Source organism: Bifidobacterium stellenboschense (assembly GCF_000741785.1).
GTDB lineage: Bacteria > Actinomycetota > Actinomycetes > Actinomycetales > Bifidobacteriaceae > Bifidobacterium > Bifidobacterium stellenboschense.
In genome coordinates this window covers 47,874-54,596 of the sequence record NZ_JGZP01000023.1, presented here as the reverse complement: position 1 = coordinate 54,596, position 6,723 = coordinate 47,874, and the positions used below count along the sequence as shown (strand labels likewise).

The 6,723-nt window shown below is 68.1% G+C and carries 6 protein-coding genes and 1 pseudogene; 4 read left to right on the top strand and 3 right to left on the bottom strand.

The genetic code is table 11. From position 1 onward, the window contains the following. Both BSTEL_RS12385 and BSTEL_RS10100 read left to right on the top strand, forming a co-directional pair. Window positions 1–1,069, top strand: a pseudogene (locus BSTEL_RS12385) (hypothetical protein); the annotation flags it as partial. A 195-nt stretch (window positions 1,070–1,264) separates the two neighbouring features. Next, the gene (locus BSTEL_RS10100) at window positions 1,265–1,489 is read left to right on the top strand and encodes a DUF3107 domain-containing protein (protein ID WP_034530082.1); all 225 of its coding nucleotides are present in this window, start codon (window positions 1,265–1,267) and stop codon (window positions 1,487–1,489) included. A gap of 179 nt (window positions 1,490–1,668) precedes the next feature. On the opposite strand, the gene BSTEL_RS10095 is transcribed toward BSTEL_RS10100, so the two are convergent. Further along, on the bottom strand, window positions 1,669–2,562 hold the full coding sequence (locus tag BSTEL_RS10095; protein ID WP_420796416.1) for a PHP domain-containing protein: 894 nt from the start codon (window positions 2,560–2,562) through the stop codon (window positions 1,669–1,671). 214 nt (window positions 2,563–2,776) lie between these two features. On the opposite strand from BSTEL_RS10095, the gene BSTEL_RS10090 reads away from it, so the two are divergent. Both BSTEL_RS10090 and BSTEL_RS10085 read left to right on the top strand, forming a co-directional pair. Beyond that, window positions 2,777–3,700, top strand: a complete 924-nt coding sequence (locus tag BSTEL_RS10090) for an SPFH domain-containing protein (protein ID WP_034530080.1) — start codon at window positions 2,777–2,779, stop codon at window positions 3,698–3,700. A gap of 46 nt (window positions 3,701–3,746) precedes the next feature. Further along, window positions 3,747–4,733 (top strand): D-2-hydroxyacid dehydrogenase, encoded by a 987-nt coding sequence (locus tag BSTEL_RS10085; RefSeq protein WP_034530079.1) that lies wholly within the window; start codon window positions 3,747–3,749, stop codon window positions 4,731–4,733. Between the two features lie 78 nt (window positions 4,734–4,811). Here the strand turns inward: BSTEL_RS10085 and BSTEL_RS10080 are convergent, their stop codons facing one another. Further along, window positions 4,812–5,663 (bottom strand): patatin-like phospholipase family protein, encoded by an 852-nt coding sequence (locus BSTEL_RS10080; protein ID WP_034530077.1) that lies wholly within the window; start codon window positions 5,661–5,663, stop codon window positions 4,812–4,814. 163 nt (window positions 5,664–5,826) lie between these two features. Then, window positions 5,827–6,621 (bottom strand): glutamate racemase, encoded by a 795-nt coding sequence (gene murI / locus BSTEL_RS10075; RefSeq protein ID WP_034530075.1) that lies wholly within the window; start codon window positions 6,619–6,621, stop codon window positions 5,827–5,829. Window positions 6,622–6,723 lie beyond the last annotated feature (102 nt).

Below are 6,723 nucleotides of genomic sequence, written 5' to 3'. Positions count from 1 at the left end.
CGAACGCCGCCGCGCCGCCGCCGAGACCGCGGCCGCCGCGGCGCGTGCGGGCGCTCCGGGCGCTCCGGGCGCGGACGATGCGGACCGCACCGGTTCGGCCGACATCGTCGCCGCCGGCGAATACGCGCCGGGCGCTTCGGGCGCGGACGACGGCACCGGTTCGACGAAGCCGCAGCGTCCCGCCTACCCGGACATGCCGGCGCCCGATTCGTCGGTCACGATCACGCTGCAGGAGCTCGATGACCGCGACAAGGCGGCCGGAGCGGACGGCGGCGCCGACGGGTCCGCCGGGAACGACGCCGATGCCGGGAGCGGCGGCGACGCGGGCCCGCGCATGGTGAACGGCATGCCGATGCCGCCGACGATCAAACCGATCAAGCCGCTCTCGCGCGTCATCACGTCGGGGACGTTCGACGCGCCGTCCGTCGAGCCGCCGCACGAACCGTCGACGGACACGTCCGCGACGGTCGTCATCCCGCTGCTCGAACGCGAGGAGCGCGCGTTGCGCGACGCGCGCGCCGGACTCGACTTCGACGACGAGACGTTCGACGACAAACCGCATGCGGACGGCGACTACACGCCGTCCGAAGGGGACGAGACGCCGAAGGTGTCGGTCCCCGCGGCGGCCGAATCGACCGACCCGGGGTCGGACGGCGTCACGGGCATCGGCGATGTCACGAACAGTGCGGATGCCGCCGCCTACGCGACGGACGCAGCGAATCCGATCGGCGACCCCGACGACACGCCGTCGGTCACGCCGATCGTCGTGGCGGCGCCGTCCGTCGCGGTGATCGCGTCCACCGGCACCGTGACCTCCGACGAGACGAACGACGCGGCCGATAACGCGACGGACGACGCGACGGATGACGCGACGGATGTCAACGCACCGGACATCCCGGCGGACGAGGCACCGGCTCCAGCGGACGAGGCGGACGACGACACCGGCGAGGCGCACACCATCCCCGACGACGTGAAGGACGTCGACGGGACGGAACGCACCACGACGGACACCGAAGCGGACGCTCCGAGCGCCGCACCGGGCTATCCGGATTCCACGCCGTCGGCGTAATCATGGACGCCCGCACGCGGCGGCAGGCCACGGGCGGGCACAATGGGAGCATCCGCGGCCGCAGGGCCGCATGCGAGACGGACACCGCACGAACATCGGGGTCGACACGGCCCCGCACAATCCCGCGCGAGTTCGCATAACCTCACATGGGAACAACCTCGCACAAGAACAACCCCACACAGGAAAAGGAGCAACATGGACATCGAACTGGGCATCCGCAACGTGGCGCGCACCGTCACCTTCAGCACCGAGGATTCCGCCGACCAGGTGAACGAGACCATCGCCAAGGCGCTGGACGCGCATCAGCCGGTCGTCCTCACCGACGACAAAGGCCGCCGCATCATCGTGCCCGCCGACGCGCTCGGCTACGCGATCGTCGGCTCGGAGACCAAGCACGCCGTCGGCTTCGGCGCCCTCTGACCGAAGCCACCCCTACGCCCCCGCTGGCGGGGGCTGTCGGCGGAGCCGACTGGGGGTGGTCACGGGCGAAACGTCGTACCACCCTCAGTCCCGTTCCACGGGACAGCTCCCGCCAGCGGGAGCAAAATCACGGTCACGCCGTCACGGGAATACGGCGGAGCGGAATCGGCGGCGCGGTCTCACCGCCAGAGGGGGATCGCGCCGCGTTCGACGATGCGGCGCACCGTCGCCTCGTCGGTGAGGTTCTCCCCCAGCAGGTTCGGCTTGCCGGCGCCATGCCAGTCGGAGCCGCCCGTGACGAGCAGCCCGTGCGCGTTCGCGATGGCGAGCAGACGTGCGCGCTGCTCGGGCGGGTTGCCGCGATGCCACACCTCGAGCCCGTCGAGCCCCTCGCCGATCAGCCGTTCGATCTGCTCGTCGGACAGGAGCCGGCGGTTGCGGCTCAGATCGCCCGCGTGCGCGATGACGACCACGCCGCCCGCCTCGTTCACCGCGCGCACCACCTCGTGCGTGGTCGGCGAAGGCGTGGGGATGTAGTACTTCGAATCGGCGCTCACCGCGTCGGCGAACGCCTCCGAACGGTTCGCGTACACGCCGGCCGCCACCAGCGCGTCGGCGATGTGCGGACGACCCACCGTCGTCTTGCCGCCCTCCTTCACCTGCGCCATCACCGACTCCCAGCTGATCGGATAATCCTCGGCGAGACGCGCCACCATGCGTTCGGTGCGCTTGAGTCTGGCCTCGCGCGTCGCCGCGAACAGGCGCGTGATGTGCAGGTTGCGCGGATCGTACTGGTAGGCGAGCATATGCACCGACACATCCTCGTCGCATGCGGTGATCTCGCTGCCGCGCAGCAGCGGCAAGCCCTGGGATTTCGCGGCCTCCTGGGCGCTCTTCCAGCCGGCCGTCGTGTCATGGTCGGTGATGGCGACGCCGACGAGACCCCGCTCCCCCGCCTCGGCGAGCATCTCGGCTGGCGTGTGCGTGCCGTCGGAGAACACGGTGTGGCAGTGGAGATCCCATCCCCGCTTCGGTGGTTCGGTGGGCGCAACGTATCCGGTCATACGTTCTATCGTAACCCGGGACGGGCCGTCGCCCGCGCACCGACGTGCCCCGCGCCGCAAACGTCGGATTCCGCCCCGCCATGGCCGTCACCGCCGCGTCACCGGTCGTTCATCGAACCGCCGTGCACGGCCTCCTCCACCGGCATGTCGCGCGCTGGTAGGATTGACGGTACTGGGCCATGTGACTAACGAAGGTCACGGCACAACAGAAGGGAAGTCAATCATGGCAGGCGTACTCCTCGGAGGCGTGATCGTCCCCATAGTGGTGGTCATACTCGTCCTCGTGTTCTCGTCGATCTTCATCGTCCCGCAGCAGCAGGCGTACATCATCGAACGCTTCGGCAAGTTCAAGTCGGTGCAGTTCGCCGGCATCCACATCCGCATCCCGTTCGTCGACCGCATCGCGATGAAGACGAACATGCGCGTCAACCAGCTCAACGTGCAGCTGGAGACCAAGACGCTCGACAACGTGTTCGTCACCGTCGTCGCCTCCACCCAGTTCCGCGTCAACGCGCAGAACGTGGCCACCGCCTACTACGAGCTGCGCGACCCGGCCGGCCAGTTGCGCTCCTACATGGAGGACGCGCTGCGTTCCGCCATCCCGGCGCTCACGCTCGACGACGCGTTCGCCCGCAAGGACGACGTCGCGTTCGACGTGCAGAAGACCGTCGGCAACGAGATGAGCCGCTTCGGCTTCACCGTCGTCAAGACGCTCATCACCGCCATCGACCCCTCGCCCCAGGTGAAGAACGCGATGGACTCCATCAACGCCGCCCAGCGCGAGAAGGAGGCCACGCGCCAGCGCGCCGAGGCGCAGCGCATCCAGATCGAGACGCAGGCCGCCGCCGAAGCCGAGAAGACCCGTCTGCAGGGCGAGGGCCAGGCGAACTACCGCCGCGAGATCGCCAACGGCATCGTCGATCAGATCAAGAGCCTGCAGGCCGTGGGCATGAACATCAACGACGTGAACAACGTGGTGCTGTTCAACCAGTACCTCGACGTGATGCGTTCGCTTTCCGAATCCAGCAACGCGAAGACAGTGGTGCTGCCCGCCTCCACGCCCGGCGGCTACCAAGACCTCTACGAGCAGGTCACCAAGGCCATGCTCACCGCCTCCGAAACGCAAGGCACGCACGCCGCCAAGTGACGGTCGTCGCCCGGTCCGCGCCGGACGACGAACCTACAATGACGGTATGAGCGAAAGCACCGAATCCGCGAAGACCATCATCAACTGCCTGCCGCTCAGCGACGCCGAACGGCAGGCTTTCGTATCCGCCGCGCCCGACGTGCGCCAGGAGTTCGTCGGCAATCCGATCGAACGCGGCACGATGGTATGGAAGGCGCACGTCCCCGCCGAACTGCGCCGCGCCGCCACCGCCGTCATCGGCAACATCCCGCCCGCCGAAGCCCGCGACTACCCGCGGCTCGAATGGCTCCAGACGTGGAGCGCCGGCGTCGACAAATACGTCGCGCCCGGCGTCCTCGCCGACGGCGTCACCGTCACCAACGCGACCGGCGCATACGGACAGACCGTCGGCGAACACCTGTTCGCGATGATGTGGGCGCTCATGCGCAACATCCCCGCCTACGCGCGCCAGCAGGACGAGCACCGCTGGCATGATCTCGGCCGCGCGCTCAGCCCGGCCGGCGCGACCGTGCTCGTCATCGGCACCGGCGACATCGGCTCGCATTTCGCGCGGCTCGCCAAGGCGGTCGGCGCGCACACGGTCGGCGTGCGCCGCAATCGTACGAAACCCGCGGACGGCATCGACGAAATGCACGGATTCGACGAACTCGACGCGCTCCTGCCCGACGCGGACGTGGTCGCGCTCGCCGTGCCCGCCTCGCCCGACACGAATCATCTCATCGACGCGCGCCGGCTCCACCTGCTCAAATCCACGTGCGTGCTGCTCAACGCGGGACGCGGCAACGCCGTCGACCCGCGCGCGCTCGCCGCCGCGCTCGCCGAGGACCAGCTGCACGGCGCCGGACTCGACGTGACCGAACCCGAACCTCTTCCGGCCGACAGTCCGCTGTGGGACGAGCCGCACTGCCTCATCACCCCGCACGTGGCCGGCGGCAACCATCTGGAAGTCACCGAACGGCGCATCATCGCCATCGCATTGGAGAACGTGCGGCGCTACGCGGCCGGCGAACCGTTCACCAACGTGCGGCGGTAGAAGGAGGCGGCTGTAGGCGGTCAGGCGGCGGTGACGCGGGGCGGAACGACACGCGGCCATGGGGCGCCACGGCCGCGTTCAGCTCGCGAGGAACGCCCTCACCGACGCCTCCGCCGCCGCGTACCCCTTGCGGTACATCATCTCCAGACCCTCGAAGCTCTTCCTCAAAGTGTTGAGACCGTACAGGTCCTCCGGCGCGAGGATGAGCACGCGGCCCTCCGCCTCGTAGCGCTTCGCCAGTTCGATCTCGTCGTTGTACGTCTTGTAGCGCATGCGCAGACGCTCGGCCGCCGCCGGGTACGTGCGCTCGAGAATGCGCGCCGGCGCGAGGTCCTTCCTCTGCTGGCGTACCTCGTCGCGCAGACGCGACAGGATGAGGATCACACGGTCGTAGCCGTCGTCCAGCGCCTTCTGCACCGGGACCGGATCGGCGATGCCGCCATCGTAGTACGGCACGCCGTCCACCACGTACGGCTCGCACGCCACCGGCACCGCGGACGACGCCTTCACCGCGTCGAAATCGTCGAAGCGGATGCGCGACTTGTCGAAGTACTTGGTCGAACCGTCCTCGGCGTTGCAGGCGATGACGGTGAAGCCGGTCGGATTCGCCTCGAACGCGTCGAAATCCACCGGGTATTCGCCGTCATGGTTGCTCAGCGTGCCGTAGATGTAGTCGAGGTTCGCGAAATTGTGGTTCTTGAAGAAGCTTTCCGCGCTCGCGTACTCCTTGCGGAACGCGAACTTCGTGTAGAACGTGTGGTTGCGGCCGTGCTGGCGTGCGATGAACGAGGTCATGTTCGCGGCGCCCGCGGAGACGCCGTAGCACATGTCCACGTCGATGCCCTCCTCGAGCATGTAGTCCATCACGCCGCATCCGAAGATCGCGCGGAATCCTCCGCCCACATCGATCATCGCCGTCCTGTTCGCCATGTCACTCCCCTGCCTTCCGTAATCCGTCAGGCCGACACTACGCCACAAGCCGGGACATCCCCGTGGTTATTGGACAGACGTGGCGGAACCGTCGCAACGCGGGGCGGTTCCGTACCGTCTCACGCGCGTCGTCTCACGCGATCTCCACGCGACTCACGTGATCTCACGCGTGCAACAGCTCGCGCGACAGCGCGGCGATGCGCTCCGACGGGTCGGAGTTCGCGAGCTCCACGCCGCCCTCCGCCGATTCCGGCGCGAGATGGCCGAGCGATTCGAGCACGACGCCCAGATGCCGCACCGTGCCCTCGTTGCCGTCGATGACGGCCGCGCGCTCGGGCAGGAGCTCGCGGAAATAGTCGCGGTAGAACACGAAATGCGTGCAGCCGAGCACCACCGAGTCGATGCGGTCGAGGTCGTACTGGTCGAAGTAGCCGTGCAGCGTGCGCATCACCAGATCATGGTCGCCGAGCCGCCCCGATTCGACGATCTCCACCAGATCGGGGCACGGCTCCTTATAGATCTCGTTGTCCGAGTCGAAACGGTCCATCAGCTTCGCGAACTTGCGCTCGCGCAGCGTCAGCGGCGTGGCGGCCACGATCACGCGCTGCGGGATGTGATGCGGGTCGGAGGGCACGTCGCCTCGGTCGCAGGCGATCTTCAGCGCCGGCTCCATGCCGATGATCGGGATGTCGTACGCTTCGCGCAGGTCGTTCACCGCCGCGGACGTGGCCGTGTTGCACGCGATCACCACCGCCTTGGCGCCCTGTTTCACGAAGCGTTCCACGATCGCGAAGCTCAACGCCTTCACCTGTTCCGGCGATTTCACGCCGTACGGCGCGTTCGCGGAGTCGCCGAAGTAGAGGACCCGCTCATGCGGCATGTCGCGCACGAGCTGGCGCACCACCGAGATGCCGCCCAATCCGGAATCGAACACGCCGATCGGCGCCGTCGAACTCATCGTCATCCTCCTTGCCGTTCCGACCGGACATCGCGCGGTCTGTTCCCACCGGTCGTCCCGTCCGGCGTCCGCGATCGTCCACTGCCGTCCCAGCGTACTCGC

What these genes read in the sequence shown, in the direction of transcription:
- murI (WP_034530075.1), bottom strand. Translation starts at nt 6,621, where the DNA reads ATGAGTTCGACGGCGCCGATCGGCGTGTTCGATTCCGGATTGGGCGGC.
- BSTEL_RS10085 (WP_034530079.1), top strand. Translation starts at nt 3,747, where the DNA reads ATGAGCGAAAGCACCGAATCCGCGAAGACCATCATCAACTGCCTGCCG.
- BSTEL_RS10100 (WP_034530082.1), top strand. Translation starts at nt 1,265, where the DNA reads ATGGACATCGAACTGGGCATCCGCAACGTGGCGCGCACCGTCACCTTC.
- BSTEL_RS10080 (WP_034530077.1), bottom strand. Translation starts at nt 5,663, where the DNA reads ATGGCGAACAGGACGGCGATGATCGATGTGGGCGGAGGATTCCGCGCG.
- BSTEL_RS10090 (WP_034530080.1), top strand. Translation starts at nt 2,777, where the DNA reads ATGGCAGGCGTACTCCTCGGAGGCGTGATCGTCCCCATAGTGGTGGTC.